This is a genomic window from Spirochaetia bacterium, from assembly GCA_022482625.1.
Taxonomy (GTDB): domain Bacteria; phylum Spirochaetota; class Spirochaetia; order Sphaerochaetales; family Sphaerochaetaceae; genus Pleomorphochaeta.
In genome coordinates, this window is record JAKVOU010000001.1 from 1,273,048 (window position 1) to 1,292,966 (window position 19,919).

17 protein-coding genes are annotated in these 19,919 nt (G+C 45.2%); 3 read left to right on the plus strand and 14 right to left on the minus strand.

The features are described 5' to 3' along the window. Positions 1 to 88: 88 nt before the first annotated feature. The 6 genes from LKE40_05770 to mnmE all read right to left on the minus strand — a co-directional run bounded on the left by LKE40_05770 (position 89) and on the right by mnmE (position 8,081). Positions 89 to 907, minus strand: a complete 819-nt coding sequence (locus LKE40_05770) for an aminotransferase class IV (GenBank protein MCH3916957.1) — start codon at positions 905 to 907, stop codon at positions 89 to 91. Then, the gene (locus LKE40_05775; GenBank protein ID MCH3916958.1) at positions 904 to 2,604 is read right to left on the minus strand and encodes a DNA translocase FtsK; all 1,701 of its coding nucleotides are present in this window, start codon (positions 2,602 to 2,604) and stop codon (positions 904 to 906) included. The genes LKE40_05770 and LKE40_05775 overlap by 4 nt, the downstream gene beginning before the upstream one ends. A gap of 121 nt (positions 2,605 to 2,725) precedes the next feature. After that, entirely contained in the window at positions 2,726 to 4,090 is a 1,365-nt protein-coding gene (locus LKE40_05780) for a hypothetical protein (protein ID MCH3916959.1), read from the minus strand. 188 nt (positions 4,091 to 4,278) lie between these two features. Then, positions 4,279 to 4,953: a 16S rRNA (guanine(527)-N(7))-methyltransferase RsmG gene (rsmG, locus tag LKE40_05785; GenBank protein ID MCH3916960.1), complete on the minus strand. Its 675-nt coding sequence runs from the start codon at positions 4,951 to 4,953 to the stop codon at positions 4,279 to 4,281. Further along, on the minus strand, positions 4,943 to 6,751 hold the full coding sequence (mnmG, locus tag LKE40_05790; GenBank protein ID MCH3916961.1) for a tRNA uridine-5-carboxymethylaminomethyl(34) synthesis enzyme MnmG: 1,809 nt from the start codon (positions 6,749 to 6,751) through the stop codon (positions 4,943 to 4,945). The genes rsmG and mnmG overlap by 11 nt, the downstream gene beginning before the upstream one ends. A gap of 7 nt (positions 6,752 to 6,758) precedes the next feature. Next, positions 6,759 to 8,081, minus strand: coding sequence for a tRNA uridine-5-carboxymethylaminomethyl(34) synthesis GTPase MnmE (mnmE, locus tag LKE40_05795; GenBank protein ID MCH3916962.1), 1,323 nt, complete (start codon positions 8,079 to 8,081; stop codon positions 6,759 to 6,761). Positions 8,082 to 8,198: 117 nt separating this feature from the next. On the opposite strand from mnmE, the gene LKE40_05800 reads away from it, so the two are divergent. After that, the gene (locus LKE40_05800) at positions 8,199 to 9,173 is read left to right on the plus strand and encodes an elongation factor P--(R)-beta-lysine ligase (protein ID MCH3916963.1); all 975 of its coding nucleotides are present in this window, start codon (positions 8,199 to 8,201) and stop codon (positions 9,171 to 9,173) included. 68 nt (positions 9,174 to 9,241) lie between these two features. Then, entirely contained in the window at positions 9,242 to 9,805 is a 564-nt protein-coding gene (efp, locus tag LKE40_05805) for an elongation factor P (GenBank protein ID MCH3916964.1), read from the plus strand. A 63-nt stretch (positions 9,806 to 9,868) separates the two neighbouring features. Here efp and LKE40_05810 read toward each other — a convergent pair whose 3' ends face one another. From LKE40_05810 to LKE40_05820, 3 genes are all read right to left on the minus strand, one after another. Further along, the gene (locus tag LKE40_05810) at positions 9,869 to 11,173 is read right to left on the minus strand and encodes an alpha-amylase family glycosyl hydrolase (protein ID MCH3916965.1); all 1,305 of its coding nucleotides are present in this window, start codon (positions 11,171 to 11,173) and stop codon (positions 9,869 to 9,871) included. Positions 11,174 to 11,229: 56 nt separating this feature from the next. Further along, the gene (locus LKE40_05815; GenBank protein MCH3916966.1) at positions 11,230 to 11,787 is read right to left on the minus strand and encodes a TetR/AcrR family transcriptional regulator; all 558 of its coding nucleotides are present in this window, start codon (positions 11,785 to 11,787) and stop codon (positions 11,230 to 11,232) included. Between the two features lie 86 nt (positions 11,788 to 11,873). Further along, the gene (locus tag LKE40_05820; protein ID MCH3916967.1) at positions 11,874 to 13,187 is read right to left on the minus strand and encodes an MFS transporter; all 1,314 of its coding nucleotides are present in this window, start codon (positions 13,185 to 13,187) and stop codon (positions 11,874 to 11,876) included. Positions 13,188 to 13,360: 173 nt separating this feature from the next. On the opposite strand from LKE40_05820, the gene LKE40_05825 reads away from it, so the two are divergent. Beyond that, on the plus strand, positions 13,361 to 14,398 hold the full coding sequence (locus LKE40_05825) for a KamA family radical SAM protein (protein ID MCH3916968.1): 1,038 nt from the start codon (positions 13,361 to 13,363) through the stop codon (positions 14,396 to 14,398). Here the strand turns inward: LKE40_05825 and LKE40_05830 are convergent. The 5 genes from LKE40_05830 to LKE40_05850 all read right to left on the minus strand — a co-directional run bounded on the left by LKE40_05830 (position 14,395) and on the right by LKE40_05850 (position 19,569). After that, on the minus strand, positions 14,395 to 14,883 hold the full coding sequence (locus LKE40_05830; protein MCH3916969.1) for a GNAT family N-acetyltransferase: 489 nt from the start codon (positions 14,881 to 14,883) through the stop codon (positions 14,395 to 14,397). The two genes, LKE40_05825 and LKE40_05830, sit on opposite strands and share 4 nt — an antisense overlap. Position 14,884: 1 nt before the next feature. Continuing rightward, a complete protein-coding gene (locus tag LKE40_05835) occupies positions 14,885 to 15,712 on the minus strand; it encodes an ATP-grasp domain-containing protein (GenBank protein ID MCH3916970.1) in 828 nt (275 codons plus the stop codon). Between the two features lie 123 nt (positions 15,713 to 15,835). Further along, on the minus strand, positions 15,836 to 16,825 hold the full coding sequence (locus LKE40_05840) for a D-alanine--D-alanine ligase (GenBank protein MCH3916971.1): 990 nt from the start codon (positions 16,823 to 16,825) through the stop codon (positions 15,836 to 15,838). Beyond that, positions 16,822 to 18,081 carry a KamA family radical SAM protein gene (locus LKE40_05845; protein MCH3916972.1) on the minus strand — a complete coding sequence of 420 codons (1,260 nt, stop codon included), beginning with the start codon at positions 18,079 to 18,081 and terminating at the stop codon, positions 16,822 to 16,824. The genes LKE40_05840 and LKE40_05845 overlap by 4 nt, the downstream gene beginning before the upstream one ends. 597 nt (positions 18,082 to 18,678) lie before the next feature. Beyond that, positions 18,679 to 19,569 (minus strand): hypothetical protein, encoded by an 891-nt coding sequence (locus LKE40_05850; GenBank protein MCH3916973.1) that lies wholly within the window; start codon positions 19,567 to 19,569, stop codon positions 18,679 to 18,681. Positions 19,570 to 19,919: the final 350 nt, after the last annotated feature.

The following is a 19,919-nucleotide window of genomic DNA, read 5'->3' on the forward strand; positions in this document are numbered from 1 at the left end:
TCAACAAAATCAAACAAACAGCATTTTTCTTTTTCCAAGATACATCAAATCAAAGCAAAAGGCAACGGGCATCAAGCCAAGGTAAATCTCAACACCTGTCCTGTTTTTCCCAAACTCGGATCCTTTCCATTATGGCTAAAGTCCTGTCATGGTTACAGGAAAAAACTTTCTTATCGACATGGGCTACAGGCATAGCTGCCATACTGGTCGAACTGATGAATACCTCATCATAGATACCTGCAAGCACATCATTAAGAAGCGGAGCTTCATAGATGACATCCATCTTCATCTCTGAAGCAGCCTTTGCCACCCTCATCCGGGTAATCCCGCTAAGAACAAGTTCATCAGGGGCTGTATATAGCCGGCCATCCCTGAATCCGAAGAAATTGCTCCTTGTTCCTTCAAGAATCCTGCCATGGCGATCCACCAGCACTGCTTCAAAGTCACCTTTTGCCTTTGCTTTTTCCAAGGCAATATAACTCATCAGCAGGTTACTTGTCTTAAGTGTAGGGAAAAGCCGTTCCCCACTGTAGCTGGAAAGACCTATGCCGTCGACATAGTAAGATTTCGGGTACGTAAGCAAAGGAGAATCGGTAATGAAACAAATCGGTTCCTGTCCACCTATGATAAGTATCCGCAGAGTACAATCCACGATACCCTCTGCAACAATCAACATATCAATCCATTCTGCAAGTGTCTTGTCATCAAACTCATAGGCAAGCCCGATACCTGCCGCTGAAGCAGCAAGCCTGGCAAGATGGTCTGCAAGAAAGACAGGTTTGCCACCCAAGACACGCAGGCTTTCATACACCGAAAAACTATACTGTACAGGCCTCGAAGTAACGCTGACGACCGCAGCATTGACATCTATCAGTTGTCCATTCCTAATTGCCTTAGCACCTATCATATTGAATCCTCCGTCCCCAGGTCAGGATAACGCAGCAGTTCCCTGGGTTTGCTGCCGTTTGCCGGCCCTACGATACCCTGGGCTTCCATCATCTCCACCAATCTGGCGGCTCTGTTATACCCAATCTTGAGCCGTCTTTGCAAGAAGGAGGCAGACGCTCCCTGTCTTTCTACGACAATCTTGAGAGCCGCATCCCACAATGCATCATCCGTATCGGAATCTTCGCCGTTGCCATAAGAAACATCGGAAGTATCATCGTCATCTTCAAAATAAGCCTCGTCAATATAATCAGGCTCACCTTGTTGCTTGGCAAAACTGACAATAGCCTCCACTTCCTCATCGCTCAGGAACACGCCTTGCATCCTAGTCACCGGCTTACCATTCTCACTGAAAAGCATATCACCTTTCCCTAGCAGGTTTTCTGCACCTGCAGTTCCCAGTATAGTCCTGGAATCCTGTACGCTGGTAACAGCAAAGGCAATTCGTGAAGGAAGATTGTTCTTGATGACACCGGTGATGATATCAACACTCGGCCGTTGCGTTGCAAAAACCAAGTGAATGCCTACGGCACGCCCCATTGCTGTCAGTTGAGAGATCTTGTCGTCAAGATCTTTGCCAGCCGTACTCATCAGATTGGCAAATTCATCGATGATGACCACGATGTATGGCAATTCTTCCCTTGCAATATGACTTGCATGAATCTTTTTGTTAAATCCCTTGATGTTCCTTACCCCCATCTTGGAAAGCATCTTGTTTCTGCGTTGCATTTCCTCAATACAGAAATCCAGGGCTTTGAGAGCCCTTTTTGTCTCGCTGATCACAGGAGTCAGCAAATGAGGGATTCCATCGTAGACAGTCAACTCAACGACCTTCGGGTCAACCATAATCAAGCGGACCTGTTTCGGGCTCTTCGTATAGAGTATGGAACAAATAAGACTGTTGATACAGACACTCTTGCCTGAACCGGTAGATCCGGCAATAAGCATATGGGGAGCCGTAGCAACATCAAAGCATCTTCTGGCTCCTTTCAGTGTCTTGCCCATAGCCATCGGTACGGCCATCTGTGTTTCTTCTATTTCACTGAGGATTTCCTTGAAACCGACCGTCTGACGTACATCATTGGGAATTTCCACGCCGACTGCAGATTCGCCTGGAATAGGTGCCAAGATCCTGACCTTCTTTGCCTCTAGGTTCATGGCAATGTTGTCAGCCAATCCGTTTATCGCGCTGACCCTTATCTTCGGTTCTGGTACGATTTCAAACATCGTGATAGTAGGTCCCTTGATAATTTGGCGCAAAGTAACAAAATACTTGAACTGTGACAAGGTGTCCACAAGAATCCTGCCTTTCACTTTGGTCCTTTCATCAATTTCACTATCCAAGGCAGGATATTCTCTCAAAAGGCTACGTGGCGGAAATTTATAGGCAAATCGTTCAGGATGCAAAAAATTCCCATAACTGCCGCTTTCCCTGCTGCTCAGACAGCCGATCGATGATACAAGATCTTCATCGTCATCATCATCCAAAACTGCAGGGGCTGTTCCCTCATCGACCAATTCTCCCCCACCGACACCTTTTGCCGTACTTTGGGACAACATATCTTTCACCGACGTAGAAGGAGCATCATATGAAACAGAAGCAGCACCATTGCTAGGCAATTGGGAAGAAAGGACAGTTTCTGCAGAAGGATGTATCATAGATTCTTCTACAGCCGAAGATCCATCGGGAATCTGATAGCTCCCAGAAGGGACACCTCCGGCAGTTGCTGCCGCATCGGGAACATGGGTATCGTCAGCAGGTAAAGGTTCTGCAGGGAAATCAGACCTTGATTTTCTTATGTGCTTCAGTTGCTCTTGCCAAATGACCGGCTTTCATGATTGCAGCAAGTCCATCCTCGGATTTTTTATCAGAATCAGAGGAATCTGCATGGCGTATCGTCTCTCCTCCCAAGAACAGACGTTCAGTAAGCTCATGGGCAGAATCAACTTCCTGCTCAGTAGGATCTTTATATTTATAAGGAGATGAGAGGGAATCGACAGTAAGATCCTCTTTTTTCCTCGCCAATGGCGATGGAGATTGAAATATCGTCTCCTCTTTGTTTTTCTGTATCCTTGCAGTAGCCTTGGCAAGCAGGCTGCCAGCAGTTGCCGTATCGGTATGTAAAGGATTCTGGATAGTTTTTTTCTTTGACTGTTCCATGGTCATCTTCTCGTTCAGAAGCTGCTGTTCGACTTTCCTCTTGGCTTCTTCCAAGGTCGCAAGAGAAACAAGCTGTGCTCCCCCGTTGGAAGGGACACCTACAGTGGGTCGTCTGATAGCTGCAGAAACAGGACATTCCTTAGTTTTTTCAGATACATCGATAGATGCATGGGTCAGTCGCGCATCATCAGTAGCATCAGGGAAAGATATAGCGGATTTTTTCCGATTGTCCTTTCCGAGAAAAGTAAGGTCAGGAACGTCAGTAGGAAGGGGTACCCCAAAACTACCGGTCGGGCCTGTTGCAGTATGATGCTCAGAAATCGGGACTTCATGGACCGTTGGATGAGCAGCCGGACTTTCAGTAGCTTTCTGCTTCTGCCTATCAAGCTTTTTCAGCATCTTTTCCTTATGACGCCGATCAAGTTTGTCACAAAGGAAAACAAACAGGGCCAGCAGAAAGATTTCCACAATAATCGCAAGTAAGAGATAATAGACAACTGTCTCCTTTCCGATACCGACCGAGGACAACCATGAAAAGAAAACAGATGGCCTATATTGCCCAATACCGACAGAAATCAAAAGGAACAGCGTCGCACTCAGCAAAAGGAACATGAACGTCCTCAGGTACGACCAAGGACGACCACGGCGGTTACGGAATATTTCCACAGAGACAATAAGTATGATGACTGCAGTAGGGAACAAACCAAGGGCAGAAGTAGACGAAAAACTCAGATAAGGTAGTGCCATGCGGGTGAGCTGGCTTGCAATCGGCATCAGGCTCACAGGAGCCTCCAGAGACACGACTATAGTAGCAGTGCCAAGGACAATGCCAAACAGCAGAAGTATCAATCCTATCATAAAAGAAAATTTTCCGTATCTGACAGGCTGCTTCTGAATTTTTTCAGCTCCCTGTTTCCTGTCAGCATCCTTTTTTTCTTTCTGGATATCTTTTGTTTTTATATGATCACCTGTATGTTTTTTCACTATTTTCTCTCATTATAACAAATATCATGGACATCAGATTGTTTTCCAACATAAGATACCCTTTTGAGTATAGCATAAATATTGAAAACATTCTTGCCAAATAAAGAAAAACAAGTTTCTTTACAAACATAATTCAAAGAAGTTCAATAACCCTCTGCCAAGCAAAACACAAAAACGTCTACCACGTATCAATGTAATTTCTGTTTTGTAAGGACGCAAAGCCTTCTTTCTGCCTCAAGATACGGAACAGACAGTTTTTCCACGCTGCAATTCCATTTCCCAGCACACTTCAGATCAATATCATGGAGCTCTTGGTCAAGTGTATCTGCCTTCCCCTTGTAGGCACAGACTACCGAATTCTCATCAGTTATAGCATCGATGTCATCAAGGATGGCTACAAGCGGATGGAAAGCTCTGAATGTTACAATGTCAAAACGAGATTTCAATTGTTTCAGATCATGAGGAAAAATCTCAACATGTCCCCGCAAGCCAAGCAAGACAAGTTCATTTTCCAAGAAACCAACCCTTCTGCCCATGCGTTCTACCAATGTAAAATGGTTATCAGGGAAAACAATTGCAAGCGGAATACCTGGTAATCCAGCACCACTGCCGACATCACAGAAAGTAGCTGCCGGCCGAGCTTTTATCAACGTGGTAAATTGGTGATAGGCAGCCAAACTGTCCACGACATGCCGTATGATCAGATCATCACCACTTGCACCTACAAGTTTATAGACAGGATTAAAAAGTTCAATTTCAGCAACATAACGAAGCAATTTGTCTATTTGCTCATCACTAAGATCTATGTCGAGTTGCAATAGGCAGTCACGCAGCAAAGCTTCCCGACCATTGCTACTTTTCATTGCGTCTCTCCTTTACATAGACCATAAGGATGGCTATATCGCTTGTTCTCAGGCCACTGATACGATTTGCCTGGCCAAGGCTTACAGGCCGAATCAATTTGAGTTTTTCCCTGCCCTCAGCACTAAGCCCTTGGACTTTGTCATAGTCAAAGCCAGCAGGAATATGGATATGTTCCATTGAATTGAAGCGATTGACTTCAAGTTGCTGACGAGCCACATACCCCTCATACTTGACATCCAACTGCACCTTATCCTTTATCTGTCGGGGATAGGATGCAAGTTCTGGGATGGATTGTTGGAGTATATCGATAGTCACTTCCGGCATCTTCAGAGCATGCAGGGCATTTTTCCCATCGTAGGAATGCTGATGTATCAACTCCCTTACAGTTTCACACTGTCTTATTTTTTCCTGGAGCCTCTCCATCTTTTCCTTTGGCTGAAGTCCGATTCCATAACCGATGGGAGTCAGACGCTGGTCACAGGAATCATGCCGCATATTGAGCCTGTATTCTGCCCTGGAAGTAAACATCCTATACGGTTCCTTCGTTCCCTTTGTTACAAGGTCATCGATAAGGACTCCTGTATAACTCTCAGCTCTGGAAAGGATTATCGGCTCTTCTCCCTTCAGTTTCTGGGCTGCGTTGATCCCTGCCATAAGTCCCTGGCAACCAGCTTCCTCATATCCGCTGGTACCATTGGTCTGGCCTGCAATAAACAGTCCTTCCAACCGTTTTGTTTCCAATGAAGGCAACAGTTGCTGAGGATTGAGATAGTCATATTCGACAGCATACGCCGGTCTGGTAATCTGGGCATGGCGAAGCCCGGGAAGCGTACGCATGAACTTTTCATAGACGTCCTCAGGCAAAGAGGAAGAAAGACCGTTCAGGTACATTTCTTCGGTGCCAAGACCTTCCGGCTCAATGAAAATCTGATGCCGATCACGATCAGGGAAACGGACGACCTTATCTTCTATGGATGGACAATACCTGGGACCTTTCCCTGTTATTTTTCCTCCATACAGCGGTGATTTGTCGATATTGGCTCGAATGATGGCATGCGTAGTTTCGTTGGTCCATGTAATATAACAAGGGACTGAAACCCTATTGACGGTATCATAATCGAAAGAAAAAGGTTGCATCGGGTCATCGCCAGGCTGTATCTCAAGCTCCTCAAAATCCAAAGTAGACTTGCGCACTCTGGCAGGAGTTCCTGTTTTCAACCGTCCTACATCAAATCCCATCTTCCGCAGGTTAGTACCAAGTCCTATTGCAGCAACCTCTCCAAGCCGACCGCATGGAGCATCATAACTACCGATGAAAATACGGCCTTCCATGAAAGTACCCGTAGTAAGCACAACGACCTTGCAGCTGATCCTATGCCCCCGTTGGGTAACAACTGCGATGATTTTGTTCTCTTCAGAAATGAAATCAACGACAGTATCCATGAACAGCGACAGATGTGTCTGATGCTCAAGTGTTTCTTTTGCAAGCCGGGAATAGGTAAACTTGTCAGCTTGGGCTCTTGGCGCTTGGACAGCAGGCCCCCGACTACGGTTGAGTATCCTGTATTGTATCATAGACTTGTCTATGAGATGTCCCATCTCACCGCCAAGAGCATCAATCTCCCGGACAATATTGCCTTTGGCAAGTCCGCCGATAGCAGGGTTGCAGGAAAGTCTGCCGATGGCATCCAGACTCTGGGTAATCATCAACGTCTCAAATCCCATGCGGCTTACTGCAAGTGCCGCTTCTATCCCTGCATGGCCTCCTCCGACCACGATTGCATCATAATCTCGCATATTTCACCTATTTTCCTACACAGAATCCACTGAATATCTGATGCAGTATATCATCACTGGTTACTTCCCCGGTAAGGGAACCTAAGGCTGCAAGAGCTCGGTTAAGCTCAAGGGCAACTACATCCAAAGACATTTTTTCTGCATCCAATGCTGCATCAATTGCCTCACGGGCTTCCGTCAGCTGGCGTAACTGCCTATCTGACTCAATGACCAAAGCTGCATCGTCCGGTTCAGGAAGGCCTGCCGTAAGATGTTGATAAAGTTCGTCAAGCAAATCCTTTATGCCATCTCCTGTCAGACAGCTTATACATAGGCCATCCTTCGGCATCAAGTCCTTCTTCGTAAAGACCCTGATGCACCTGACATCCGAAAGCAAAGCAGTTTCCGGCATAGTTTCAGAAGTACCGTCAACAAGGTAAATGATTACATCTGCTTCTTCGAGCAACTGCCTTGTCCTTCTTATCCCTTCGCTTTCCACTTCATCAGCATTTTCCCTCAAACCCGCGGTATCATAAAGAAGGATCGGGATCCCTTGCAGTGAAGTCTGTGCTTCAAGATAATCACGGGTAGTCCCCTTTATCGGAGAAACGATAGCCCGTTGTTGCTTGAGCAACAGATTGAACAAGGAGCTCTTTCCTGCATTGGTATTACCTGCAAGAACAACTTTTGCTCCTTGCCCATATAGTCTTCCCATACCATAGGTCAAAACAAGAGACTGTATACCCTCACGAATCTGATTCAGCTTTTCTCTAGGGAAGCTGAAGTCATCTATTTCATCCTCTGCATAGTCAAGCTGGATTTCGATTGACGCCTGAACGGAAAGAAGCTGCTGTTTCAGCTGTTCTATCCGATTCCTCAGGTTACCGCCAAGCCTTCCCAGTGCCAGACTACGTTCTCTTTGGCTTTGACTTGCCACCAATTCCTGTACAGCCTCGGCTTGTGTAAGATCCATGCTGCCGGCAAGAAATGCACGTAGGGTAAATTCACCACCTTGTGCAGCCCTCATGCCAAGTTTTCCCAACAGTGAAAGTATCCTGCTGATTACAGCCGTTGACCCATGACAGGTAATTTCGAGAGCTTCTTCCTTGGTATATCCATGGCCTTCCCTACTCACAGAAAGTACCACTTCATCAATTTTTTCATCTTTGTCAACAAGGTACCCATGCACCTGCGTGGCATTCAGAGCCTTTTTCAAAGTTTCAGGCCGTGAAAACACCTGTGCCAGCATAGAAATGCACCCTTTGCCGCTGATCCTGATGATGGCAAGGGCACTTTGTTGCCATCCAGTGGCAAGTGCATAGATAATATCGCCTGTACTATATTCGTCCATGGCGCGAATTATAAGTTAAGAGCACAAAAAGAGCAACAATCAGACTGCTTTCCTGCAGCCCCCTCTGTTATTTTTTCCGATATACAGATATTATCTGTCGATATGGAAAAAACGGATATGAAAACTGTGTCCAGAGCCCGCAGCAACCTGTACACTTCAATAAGGAATTTCTTCAATGACAAGGATTACCTGGAAGTCGACACCCCGACCTTGTCCGGTGATCTTATACCAGAACCAACGATTGAAAATTTTGCCACGCAGTTCTCCTCTCTCTTCGAGGGAAGCAGAGAACTTTACCTTATTCCCTCTCCAGAAATATTCATGAAAAAACTGATTGCACAGGGTTCAGGTTCCATATATCAGTTCTCCCATTGCTTCAGGAACAGTGAACAACTCGGCAGGGAACATAACATCGAATTTTCGATGCTTGAATACTACAGTGTCGGAATGGATGAACAGGATTCCATTTCCCTGACAGAGGAACTGCTTGCAAAGACTCATCTTCCCCAGGCACCGGAATATACACTGCCTCCTTTTCGGCATCTCACCATGGAAGAAGCCATGAAGACATATGCCGGTGTCGACTTGGATCATTGCCAGAGACAGTCTGATCTGGTCAAGGAAATCAAACGGTTGGGCTTGGAAGGAAATCCTGAGGGTGAAAGCTGGGAAGAAAGTTTCAATAGGATTTTTCTTTCACTGGTAGAACCGAATCTCCCGAAGGACAAGCCGCTTGTGCTTGACCGTTATCCCATGCAGATTGATTGTCTGGCAGCCGACTGTACCGATGGCCCTTATAAGAAACGATGGGAAATGTACATTGCAGGAAATGAAGTTGCCAATTGCTATGATGAAATGCGGAATGTTGAGAAAATCAGAGCCTACTATCGAAAGGAATCTGCAGTGCTGGCACAGCATCGGCTTGCAAGCGGCAGTGTCCTTCCAGATACAGATCCTTCCTTTGCGGATATCTTTGCTACATTTCCACAATGCAGCGGCGTTGCCATCGGCATGGATCGACTGCTGATGTGCCAGTTGGAAATAGAAGACATCAGGGGGGTGATTCTTTTTCCTTTTTCTGCTATGATATAGTGTCTTTGTGTGTAGTGCTGAAAAACAGAGCATAACAACAAATCTAATAAATTCAGAGGTATATAAACATGATTAAAGCAGGTCAGATTGACAAGGGTACAGCTCTTCTGATCAAGGGCCAGGCTTTCGTCTGCATTGACCGCGAATTCGTCAATCCAGGCAAAGGCTCGGCATTCGTCCGTCTCAAGCTGAAGAGCCCTGCTACCGGACAGATTCTTTCAGAAACCATGAAATCCCAAGACAATGCAGAAGAAATTACGGTAGAAGACCGCGACGTACAGTATCTGTACAATGACAGCGAAAACTTCCACTTGATGCTTACAGATACATATGATCAGATTGAAGTGCCGATGGGCAATTTCCCTGATTACCAGTACCTGATGAAGGAAGGAGAGACTTACCGCTGTACTTTCTGGGAAGATCAGCTGCTTGACCTCCAGATTCCAAGCAAGGTTGTCTACAAGGTCGTTGATGCTGAAGAAGCCATCAAAGGTGATACAGTCCAAGGTGCTACAAAGTATGTAACAACTGAATGTGGCCTCAAGGTAAGAGTACCGATTTTCATCAAGAAAGGTGAAAAAATCAGAATCAATACAGAAACCAAGGAATATCTTGAAAGGGTCAATGACTAAAAAAGTCTTATACCCTGGAAGAGTGCAGAGCATCGGTCCCGACAGGGACCGATGCTTTTGTTCCTAAACAGGCTTTCTGCTGACATCAATCAGCGAGAACCCATGGGATTTCAGATCCAATCCACCTTCACTTCCCATTGCAGAACAGCCATACAGTACCTTTCCTCCTTGCGGAAGAGTAATATTCCTGTCCTTTTCATCAATGTTAAGCATAAGGAAAAGACTTTTCTCGCCCAAAGTGCGGCGAAGAACAAGGAACTGGTTTTCCAACACTTCAACGGAAAGGTCTGCACAAGCAAAGAAATGCTTGTCTTTCCGCCGTAGGAAAGCAAATGTACGTATGTGGTTCAGAAGCTGCCGGTCTTTGATCGGCAGGTGCATGATATCGAACCAAGGCCGAAGAGAAGCATCATCGCCGCCGACTTTCTTCCCTTCAGCTCCCCATTCATCCCCATAGTATAAGGAAGGAAGCCCAGGCAAATAGTACAGCAGTGCATAAATCAGATACAAGTCACGGGAATCCGTCACTTTGGAAGCAAGGCGGTCCACATCATGGTTATCAGTAAAATTGTACAGCCTGTAGCCTACACTCCCCTCTTCAATGAATTGACGCGTAAGCGTATGGGCCAATTCAAAGTAGTTGCTGCTGACGTGGCTGTGGAACAGGCCTTGATGAAGTTCATAGTCCGTTACGCTATCCAACATACCCTTACCTACATAGTCTGCATAGTTGCCATGGATGACTTCTCCCAGCAGAAAAAAATCAGGGTCGCTCTCTTTCAGTTCCCTATTGAGACGGGAAAGAAATGACTTTGGCAAGCTATAGGCACAATCAAGCCTGAGTCCGTCTATATGGAACTCAGTCTTCCAGAACTTGGCAACTTGGATAAGATAATCGGACACCTGCGGGTTTGTCAGATCCAACAATGCCAAATCATCACAACCTTCCCATCCTTGGTAGCAGAAACCATCACCGAAGTGATTGTCCTTTGAAAAGTCCACGCCTTTGTACCATGCTGCATATAAGGAGCCACGGCCTTTCTCCTGCAGATCCCTGAAAGCATGGAATCCTCGCCCTGTATGGTTGAATACTGCATCCAATATGACCTTGATACCATGGCAGTGATAGACATGGACAAGATTCCTGAGCGTCTGGTTATCTCCCAGCCTTCTGTCTACCTTCAAGTAGTCATCCGTATCGTACCCATGACTTTCACTTTGAAATACCGGGCCAAGATAGACGGCATCTATGCCTAGGCTGACCAGATGGTCTGCCCATTTTTCCAATTCTGCAAGGCTATAAGGTCCTCTCGCAAATGCCAACGGATAAAACTGATAGAATAATGCTTCCTTATACCATCGTCCCATGGTACCTCCTAGTATACCGTACGGTATATAACATAGTCAAAAATTTTTTCGTTGCCTTAAGAATAGATACCAAACTGGTACTGCCTCAGCAACTCATACAAGTTTCCTTCACTGATGGAATCTTTGTTACGGAACAGATAATCTACGACGACAGCAAGGCAAGTATGGGCAAACTGCTCTTCCCTGCCATGCATATTGCCAAGTTGTGCACGTGCGGCTTGGAATAGGCCAAGGAATATCCCAAAGAGCCTGTCAAGATATGGTCTGGCAACTGCATAGGCTTCACCACTGCTTCCTGCAAGATAAAAACGGAACAAGATTGAATACAATTTCGGATTGGCCTCAAAACAACGTGCAAATGCAAACACAAGGTTCTGCAATGAATTGGAAAAATTTCCTGAATAGTTTCCAGCATCCTTCAACAGACGGAAATCTTCTTCAAGTACATCCCTGAACAGGCTGGCATACAGGCCTTGCTTGCTGCCAAAATAGTAATAGAGTGTCGGTTTCGTCAGTTTTGCAATATCGACTATCTGCTGTATGCCGACTCCGTCATATTCCCGTTCATAGAATAGTTCCAAAGCAACCTGTTTCAGTTGTTCCCTGTTATCCATACACGTACTATACCGTTCGGTATAACACGTGTCAACTGGCTCTCTTCATCTCCTTCAAGACACGTTTTCATTTTCTCAAAAACGCATCAAGCATCAGGAAGGCTATCGTCCTCCGGTTCCCCTCGGTCAACTTTGCGCATCAGCATGAAAGCAATGAACATATTGACGGCAGCAAAGAGAAACAGGCTGCCATAGCCGAAAATATCCATGAAGAAACCGGTAATAGGCGGTGCGATTATGGATGCCAACTGTGAAAAGAAATAATAAAGGCCGGTATAGATACCCATGGTCTTATAATCTGCCATCTGCCAAAGCATAGGAAAACTATTCGTGACGACGGCAACCCAAAAGATGCCAAACAGGAAAAGCAAAGCCCAGAATGTATACTGCCGCATGCTTCTGCTTATGCCGCTTGTCAATCCATTGTGCAGGAAAATGGCAATAAGAATAACCACCAGGGCAAGCAAAGAACCTCTGATGGTTTTTTTCCTGCCATGCTTATGGGCAAAGGAACCGGAAGGAATGGCAAAAATGGCATAGGCAATGCCGACCATACCTGCTGCCAACGCTGCAGTGCCATGTGAAGTCTTCAGCACTTCTTCACTGTACAGTCCGATAAAAGGAAGTACTCCCTGATAGGCAATGAACCAGAACAGCAGGGAAAACAGGATACGCATGGCACTTTTGTCTTCTTCGGCAAAGATAACTTTCAACGATTGTCTGATAGGAACCTTTTCTTCTTTTTTTTCTTCCTCGGTATAGCTTCCGTTCTTTTCTTTTACAAAGAGGAAAAGAAGCAATGTGGCAACAAGGACAAAGAGGCTTGCAACAGGGTAAGCAAGGATATTGTCATGAAGTGTGCCACTTATGTTGAGTTTTACATCCATAAGCCTTGCAAGCAATACCGTTCCCAGGATAGTAGCAAGGCCACCCATCGTATTGATGACACCGTTGGCTTCACTCCTGAGATTTCCAGGAATCATATCGGGCATCAAGGCTACAACGGGCCCTCGGACAGCCTGTTTGAAGATATTCAGGAAAAAGATAGTGATGATCAACAGCCAGAGTGACCTGAGTGCCGCAAAAGGAATCAAGCCGAATACAATGGCTGAAAGAGGTAGGAGAATGACTATGTAGGGCATACGTCTACCTATCCTGGTACGGGTCCGGTCACTTAGCGCACTGAAGATAGGAATGAGAAAAATAGCAAGTACATTGTCCAATGTCATGATTATCCCGATGATTCCAGTAGAGCTAATATACTGTTTCAGGAAAATAGGTATGTAGTTGTCATACAGAGGATCCATCAGTCCCATGGTAAAGAAACCTAATCCGATGAGAAAGGTAATCAGATAATATCCCTTCAGACTTCCCTTCTGCTTAGTTGCCGTAGTGTCCATCCCAACCCTCCTGCCGTTTATCTTACCACACAAATATGAAGATTCCATCAAATTATAAAAAAACATAACCAATGTTGCCCTTACCATAAGCGCGTCGGATAGGCTTTCTGAAAATTTTTCCAGGATATTGATACATATAGACCAAAAATGAAGAATCGTGTACACCAGATTCTATGAAAGACGATATACATAGTTTACAAGAACTCAAGGCGAGATTTGCCCTGAGCAAAGATGAGGCAGCCTTCAAAGGAGGCAATGAAAGCTTGCCTGTTTCCATAACAAGTCATTACCTTTCCTTGATTGATCCTGATGATCCTGACGACCCTCTGCGCAGGCAGGTATTTCCCAATTGCAAGGAAGAAGAAACAGAAAACCTTGAGACCCTTGATCCTTTGGCAGAAATTGATTATTCCGTTACACCGCGTCTGGTGCATCGCTATCGAAGCAGGGTAGCTTTCCTGACTACCGATATCTGTCCCATGTATTGCAGACACTGCTTCAGAAGACGTTTCACTGGCAATATGGTCGGTCCTGCAAGCGAAAAAGAAATCGAAGAAGCCGCCGTATATATCGGCACCCATCATGAAATCACAGAAATACTTCTGACCGGCGGCGATATGTTTACACTCAGTGACGCAAAGATTGACCGGATGATTACCATTTTCAGGGAACACAGTCCAAAACTCATTATCAGGCTATGCACAAGAATGATCGTCACACAGCCAAGTCGTTTTTCACCTTCCCTGATCACTATGCTTCACCGGCATAGCAGTGCACCATTCTACCTGCTTACACAATTCAATCATCCCCGTGAAATCTGCGAAGTCTCAAGAAAAGCAGTTTCACTTTTCGTCGACGCAGGTATCCCTGCATTCAATCAGACTGTCCTGCTGAAAGGAGTCAATGACAATGCAGATGTCATGGAGCAGCTATGCAATGACCTGCTTGCTGTCAGAGTCAAGCCATACTATGTCTTCCAAGGAGACCTTGTCAGTGGAACAGCACATCTAAGGGTGCCGCTCAGTACTTCAAGAGCATTGGAACGTGAAATGAGAGACCGGCTTTCCGGTCTTGCAATGCCGAATTTCATGATTGATCTGCCAAAGGGCGGAGGAAAAGTACCCATTACCGACAGTTTTGTTGCAGGTCATGACAATGACATCTGGCATTTCAATACCCTTGACGGTAGTACACGAAGTTACCCAGACTAGGAAAGGACCTTGACATAAAGCATCTTGCTATCACCAGGGCCATAGTAATCGGTCTGCATTCCTTCACAGATGTAGCCCTGCTTTTCATAAAACAAACGGGTCGGTTGATACAGATCGGTCGAAGATGTCTCTACATACACACGTGTTCCGCCCTGCCGCTGTATATCTTCCAAGGTCTGTCGCATCAGTTCCCTGCCGATACCGTTTCCCCGTAGGCTCTGGTCAACGGCAATCCAAAAAAGGTCAAAACTTGAGGCAGTTCCGTCAATATGTCCATAACAGGTGTAGCCGACAGCGCGTTCTTCTTTTTCACAAAAAAGGAAAAGATACCCACTGGCAAGACCTTTTTCCAACCGTTCCGCAACCAAGCTTACACCCATGTCAATCTCTTCCTTATTGAAGAAACCGCTGCTTTCCAGAATGCTTCGTACAGCCCCTTTGTCCATGGTTATGACGTCGGTACGATAGGTCAATGCAACATCCATCTTATTCCCCTAACAAAGCAGAAACCAAATCGCCATATGCTATTCCTGCTTCAGCAGCTGCTGCTACAAAACCACTGTCATCTGCAATACAGGGATTGACATTTACTTCAAGCACATGGATGTCGTTTCCGTCAACTCTGAAATCTACCCTCATGTAGCCTTTCGCTCCAAAAAGTTTCCAGCAAGAGAGACTGATCCTGCGCATTCTGTCAAGCATTGGCTGTCCGAAATCTTCAAGTTTGAAAGTCCTGACCGTATGGCGGTACGAAAAGGAATCTTTGGTCCATTTTGCATCATAGTCCAGAATCCTCGGCTTGCCTGAAGGATAGTCAATGAATCTCAGTTCAGCAAAAGGAAATATCTTGACCTCGTTGCCGTGGGACAGCAATGACACATTGAATTCACGGCCATCAATGTATTTTTCACAGAAAAGCTGCGGATGATCAACCAGAAAAGTCTGCATTTCTTCCCTGGTGGAAAAAGTCTGCAGGTTGCCGTCGATACCGACAGATGCATCTTCACACCTTGGTTTGACAATTACAGGAATCCCTACAAGCGTCGGGTCAATTTCCCTACAGTCAGCATAGGCCGGTGAAGGTATGCCAGCCAGCTTCATTGCTTCTTTACCTAACAGTTTATCAGAAGAAAGCAACATACCCAATTGGTTCCCACCGGTATATGGCACCATGCAATCTTCAAAAACGGCCGGTGCCAGATGAAGCAGGCGGCTACCATCTAGGGTTTCGACCAAATTGAAGACTTTATCGGGTGCCAGTCGGTCAAGCAAAGCCTTGTCTCTTATAAGATCCAAGGTAAATTCTTCATCCATGCAGGTATGCCCGGCATGTTTCAAAGCCTTGGTAACCAGATTGACTTCAATCTGTGTATCTGCAACATCAGCAGAAGTACTGCCGGCAAAACTTTCATGGAAAAATCAGTACTTTCACAGCTATTATCTTGCCTTCATGCCTAATCTGTCCAAGGCACTTGAGAAGATTTCACGGATCAGATGATCATAATCCATTCCGACGAAACGAGCCAGCATCGGAAGATCAGAATCAATCGGATTTAGTCCTGCAAGAGGATTTACTTCAAGGAACTGTACCCTTCCCTTGCAATCCATCTTCAAGTCGACTCTTCCGCCATCTCGGCATCCAAGTGCACGCCAAGCACCCAAAGCAACTTTTTCACACTGTTCATTTACCTGTGCATCTTCCACAAGATGATAGGTAGTGCATTCCTTATAGTCCTGCTTTGTCTTATAGGAATAGATACCATCGTCACTTTTATGATCAACGACAATTTCCATACTTGCAATACAGCGGGCACTTGTACCGGTGCCTAGGATTCCTGTGGTAAATTCACGTCCTTCCAAGACAGTCTCCGCAATGACAGGCTGATCAAATGTCTTCAGCTGATATCTTGCCTCTTTTTCCAAGGAGTCTCTGTCATGGACTATGGACTTGCTGCTGATCCCCATTCCTGTCCCTCCGCCGACGGGCTTCAGAAACAAAGGAAATGGCAAATCAACAGCCGCAATATCCTTTTCTTCCGCAATCATATAATAATCAGGAGTAGGGACCCCGCTTCTTGCAACTACGGCCTTGGTCATTCCTTTATGCAGGCACAACGCAAGGACCATGGCATCAGAAAATACACAGGGTATCCCATAGGCTTCAAGCAATGCCGGTACCTGTGCTTCCCGCGCCATTCCATGCAATCCTTCACAGATATTGAATACAATATCACACCTGCTGCCTTTTGCGAGAAATGCTACCAAAGACCTGATACCACCTATCCTGATTACCTGATGACCTTCTTTCTCAAAGACAGCTTCCAATGCCTCTATCGTCTGAAGGTTGTCAAACTCAGCGATAAGCTGTTCTGGATAGCCGGCCTTGCGATAGTCATCTTTCAGATCATATGTCATACCGATGATCATCTGGCAGCTCTCTTTGTCTGCGGCAGAGGATAAGCAAATTTTCGGCCTTCATAGTTGTAAAGATAAATGTTGTCTTTATCACATCCTGCATTGTAATCAGGAATGATTGGTACCTTGCCACCACCACCCGGGGTATCAATTACATATTGGGGCACTGCATAGCCACTTGTAAAACCTCTTAGTCCATGGATGATCTGCTTGCCTTTATCTACCGTAGTCCTGAAATGCTGGGAACCGGTAATCGGATCACATTGGAAAAGATAGTATGGACGTATGCGTATCTGCAACAGCTTATGCATGAGTTCCAGCATTACCGGTACAGAATCATTGACACCCTTGAGCAGTACGGTCTGGCTCCCCATCACGACTCCTGCATCAGCAAGACTGTTGGCAGCATATGCGGACTCTTCGGTAATCTCATCTGGATGAGTACAATGGATACTCATATACAACGGCTTGTAACGTTTGAGTATATCGAGCAACCTAGGAGTAATTCTCTGAGGCAACACCATCGGCACCTTCGTACCGATACGAATCATTTCGATATGTGGTATACTGGTCAGCTCATTGAGCAACCAATCAATTTTCTCATCGCACAAAGTCAATGGATCACCACCAGAAATGATGACATCACGGACTTGAGGCGTTTTCCTTATATACTCAATTGCCGCACTCCAATTCTGTTCCAATGCCTCTGTATGACCTCCGACAAGCCTGCTGCGAGTACAATATCTACAATAGGTGGAACAAAAACTGGTCGTAAGGAAAAGTACCCGGTCAGGATAACGATGTACGATACCGGGGACAGGACTGGTTCCGTCCTCATGCAATGGATCATCACTTTCGCCAGGACTGGAATACGATTCCTTGATTGAAGGAATAACGGTCTTCCTGAGCGGATCGTCAAGATCATCTAGATCAAATACTGAAAGATAGTAGGGGGTAATTGAGAAAGGGAACTGGCGGAAATTTGATTCCAAGGCCAATTTTTCATCTGATGTCGGAGTAATGAAGCGTGAAATTTCCTTAAGAGTGGTGACCCTGTGGGAAATCTGCCATTTCCAGTCATTCCACTCTTCCATTGACGTGCCGGGAAAATACTTCTGCACGAAAGAAGTTATGTTGCGGTTCCTGAAAGAAAGAGCAACCCGATTGTTGTAGGGAACATGCTCATCAGCATGATTCGCCTTTTTCTGTTTTTGCTTGGGAGCAGGTGATTCTTCTCCCGAAGCTGCAAGTCCAGCCATAGAAACCATAGCCACACCTCAGAATATAAAGTATTAAAAAACACTCCCTTCAATCCTAAGAAAAAAGGAAATCAAAAACCCTATTTCTAGAGCGGAGTCTATCACCATCATTCAATCAGTGCTAGTCTTTTTTTGTGAAAATTTCAAAAAATTTTTATTTGAATAAATTGTTTATGTATACAAAAAAATTTAAGATTATAATTATTTATATTGGAAACAGATAGCTTGAATACATAATTATATTTTTCTACCTATTGGAATATGTTTTTTTTCATCAGGAGCTTAATCACCGGCAACCTTCCTCAGAAAGGAAAAAACGAGTTTTTGAGTACAGCAGATACAAGGCACGACAATACGGGAAAATCTGTCGTAATTTCAGTAGAAATTGACCAAAAAATGCAGGTCACAGAATATCAAAACATATAGAAAAAAATTTGGGGAAAAGAGCAAATTGCCATTGAAAACTTACTCTATATCCCTACATTACAGGAACAATCAGTTCAGGCAACAACCAGACAAAAAAAAGATGCCAAGCCTTACGCTCACTGAGCTTTTTCGGTTGACATCAATATAAGGGAACTTATCTGATATAAAATTTAGGAAATATTACTTACCTGTTGATTCAATTTTATCAAGTATATCCTGGATGGCATTGGTTCGGATTTCATCACGCTGCGTCTTATATTGTGCGGGGTCCAGAAGAATAGTCCCGTCACTACTGGCTGCCGGCGATACCGTTTCACTGGTTGCTGCAGTTCCACTCTCAGCAGAGGTGGCCGGTACAGCTTCAACTACAGCATTGCGCTGATTATATACCTGCTGAGGAACGACAGTAACTTTCAAGGAATGTACCCTCGGTGCAACAGGTACAAGCTTCATCCTGGCATCCTGCTCGATTGCATCCAAGATACTCGGCGCCAAATCCTTGATCAGGGCAGACCTGTTCGCCTGATAAAGCTTCAAGACCTCATCTTCAGGCAAATTGATCTGTTGGGCAATCTGCTTGACATACTTGTCACTGTCAGCCTTAAGCAAATCATAAACACCCTTGACGACATCAGGTAACAGGGCATCAACCAGCTGAGGCAGATAGGCGCTCAGGTTTTCCTTTGAAACAAAACCATCCATTTCCGTCTTAAGTTCAGCCTCAAGCTGTGGCTTAAGCACAGAATTGATCTGCTCATCAATATGTTTCTTCAAAGCAACTTCAACTTTGTCGGACACAGTTGCAATGAAGTCATCATCACCTGCCAACTGTTCTTTGACCTTTGGAGCTACTTTATTCGCAAGCCTGGCAATTTCATCATCAGTCAGAGAAACTTCTGGCGCTCTCTTTGCTGGTTCTGTAATCTCAAGCAAAGGAACCGACTGCCTATCCTTTGCTTCATCCAAAATATAGCTTGGAGTTCCCGGTCTCAAATACCAAAGGGCACCGAAGGCAAACAGTGCTGCAACTATGGTAACTACCAGCAATGAAACTCGAGTCTTCTTTTTCATCAAAATTCGGCAAGGATACCCCAGCTAACACAAGCCGGGGAGGATTTGCCATCCTCCTCTATCTTCCATTCAGGATATACATCCTGATGTCTGCAGCGTTAGGACATAAGGCAACGGAAAAAAGCCTTTGACCAACCCCATCAAAATGAATCACGACCAAGGAACAGCCCATAACAACACAGGTACAGATGTCTCCATCTTCACCCAGACGTTGCTGAACCTTACCCCATATCAGGCAATCGTGCCAACTCTCTCTGACATTCTGATGTTCACCTTAGAAAATTTACAGGCACGAAACACGTCCTGCCTCATAACTTCTCATCTTAATGAACAAAAACACCCGCAGAATG